At 47.3% G+C, this 2524-nt stretch carries 3 protein-coding genes; all 3 read left to right on the top strand.

Going from position 1 to position 2524, the window contains the following annotated elements:
* A partial coding sequence (locus tag ACESLU_RS14165; protein ID WP_372639284.1) for a phage tail sheath family protein occupies positions 1–1107 on the top strand: 1107 nt, incomplete at its 5' end.
* 28 nt (positions 1108–1135) lie between these two features.
* Positions 1136–2158 (top strand): hypothetical protein, encoded by a 1023-nt coding sequence (locus ACESLU_RS14160; protein WP_372639283.1) that lies wholly within the window; start codon positions 1136–1138, stop codon positions 2156–2158.
* Between the two features lie 38 nt (positions 2159–2196).
* A partial coding sequence (locus ACESLU_RS14155; RefSeq protein WP_372639282.1) for a hypothetical protein occupies positions 2197–2524 on the top strand: 328 nt, incomplete at its 3' end.

Genomic DNA, 2524 nt, shown 5'->3' with positions numbered 1-2524 from the left:
ATGTATCATTCCCTGCAAATGTTTTTTATCAATGGCGGGGGACCCTGCTACATTGTTTCGGTGGGAGATTACAGTGGTGGGGGGGGTATTGACCAGACCGCCCTGCAGACCGGGTTGGATGAAGTCGCTAAAATCGATGAGGTAACACTGATTCTTTTTCCGGATGGACTCAATACGACCAGCGCGGGAAACTACTATGCCCTGCAGAAAGAAGCGCTGGATCAGGCGGCCGACCTGAAAGACCGGTTTGTTGTCATGGATGTCTGGGTAGATCCTGATGAGACCGTTGATAACATACAGGTGCTTCGCGATTTTGATTTTGGTGCGACTGATACCGCCAAGTATGGTGCGGCTTACTATCCTCGAATATTTACACGCCTCGATTACCCCTATGACGACGAAGACACTGTTGAGATAGTGGGCATTGGCGACAGTTCCCTGAATGGTTCTCTGTCCGAGCTTAAGTCGAAAAACAACGCCTACTATTTCTCAGCGAAAGCAGCGATTAACGATATTGAAATGTTGCTGCCCCCTTCTGCGGCGGTGGTAGGTAAATATGCCGAAGTGGATAATTCCCGGGGAGTGTGGAAGGCTCCGGCTAATGTAGGTATTGACTATGCCGTGCGCCCCGAAAAATTAATCACCCATAAAGCGCAGGAAAGCCTGAATGTAGATACGACAGGTGGCAAATCCATCAATGTGATTCGTTCGTTCCGGGGCCGTGGGCCGGCCATCATCTGGGGAGCACGCACACTGGCGGGTAATGACAATGAATGGAGGTATATCTCGGTTCGCAGGTTTTTCAATATGGTGGAAGAATCCACCAAGAATGCTACAGAGCAGTTTGTTTTTGAACCTAACGACCAGAATACCTGGATCCGGGTGAAATCCATGATTGAAAACTACCTGGCCCAGCAGTGGAAAGCCGGGGCGCTGATGGGGACGACCGAACGGGAGGCCTATTTTGTAAAAGTGGGGCTGGGTGAAACAATGACCGAAGTGGATGTGTGGGAAGGCCGCATGATCGTTGAAATCGGTATGGCTGTCGTTCGTCCCGCCGAGTTCATTATTCTTCGCTTCATGCATAAGATGTTGCAGGAGACCTAATTTTTCTAACTCATAAAATGGAGTACCAATGGCAATAACGTCTTCAAAAACCGGAATACGGCAACACAATAACGATGACAATGGTTGTGTTGAGAATGATACCGCTACGCAACGGGCTATTAATGTCGAGCGGTGGAAATATTGCGACTGGCTGTACGAAGCTGCCGGTGAGGTAAGCAAAAATGAAAAAACCAGCGACGGACAATTAAACCTCTGTGAACGAAAAAAATGTATGTTTCTGTGGACGGAGGATAATTACCAGCGATACCGAAACACCGAAATACGGGTGGGAACCGAGCTGGTGCAGTCAACTGAGCTGATTAGTAATAACGTGGCCAATTATATTGATTGGGGCAGCGAGCTTTCGGCCAATCTCAAGCGTATTTCTAAATCTGCCAAGGATATTAAAACTAAAATGAATGATTTGCGGGAAGCGGCCTGTAAGCTGGAAAACTGCTTAGACGATAGCTGCAACAGCTCGCAGTTAATTGCGCTAACGGGCGAAATGCAGGAAAAGGATAACGGAGAAAGCAGGGGCCGTTCAGAGAAAAAACGACCCGAGGAATGCAAAGAGGTCAGCAATTTGCTCGATGATCTAATCTGCATGCCCAAGGCATTAACTTCCGATATTGACTCTATTTTTAAATCAGCATCGGATGTAGTTGGTATCCAGGTATTCTCCAATTTAGGCACGCTCGATCCCCTGCAGCAGACACTCTCTGATAATTCGGGGAAATTTGCAAGTCATATGCAGGAAACGGCCAAAACAAGGGAAAATGATTTGAAAAAGGCCCGGGAAGCACTGGTCGAGTGCGTACAGGAATCGACCAGGGCGACGTTTGATAAATATAACGATCGAAGTGACTTCGAGGGCGCATTGGAAAGTCTTGATTTCCTCTGCTGTCCGAATTGCGATTGTGTGGACGAGGATTGTATCTGTGATCCCCGCCTGCAGGAATGCGAAGATCAGATTTGCAGTATCTGCGATGATGTGAAAACCACCTTCTGCCGAGATGAAGAATCAGAAAATGAGCAATATTCGGCCGAATAGGGAAGCAATTAATATAAACCAATCAAGAATCCGGTTAAATGATTACCAAACATACCTGCGAAAATGTAAAAGAAACTCCCTGGAAGGATAAAATAAGGGAGTGCTGTGACAAGGAAGACCCCAATGATCCCCGGGGGGGCGACTGCTGTTACGACAGCTGGACTGAAGAACTTAAAGAGGTAAATACAAAGTATGGCCAAGCCGATGAGGAAGCCAGACAGCTATCCATTGAACTGACATACATTTCAGATAGACGCGACCAACTGAAAAACTGGTATGATGAATTGACCGAAGCCCACGATCTATCGCGGCAAATCTGCGATCAATTGGAAATCATGCAGGATCAGACAGAGAAAGTGGCTATGA

The sequence above is a fragment of the Fodinibius sp. genome (assembly GCF_041642155.1).
In the GTDB taxonomy this organism is placed as follows: domain Bacteria; phylum Bacteroidota; class Rhodothermia; order Balneolales; family Balneolaceae; genus Fodinibius.
Note: the sequence above shows the minus strand (reverse complement) of the source record. Positions and strands in the feature narration are given on the sequence as shown.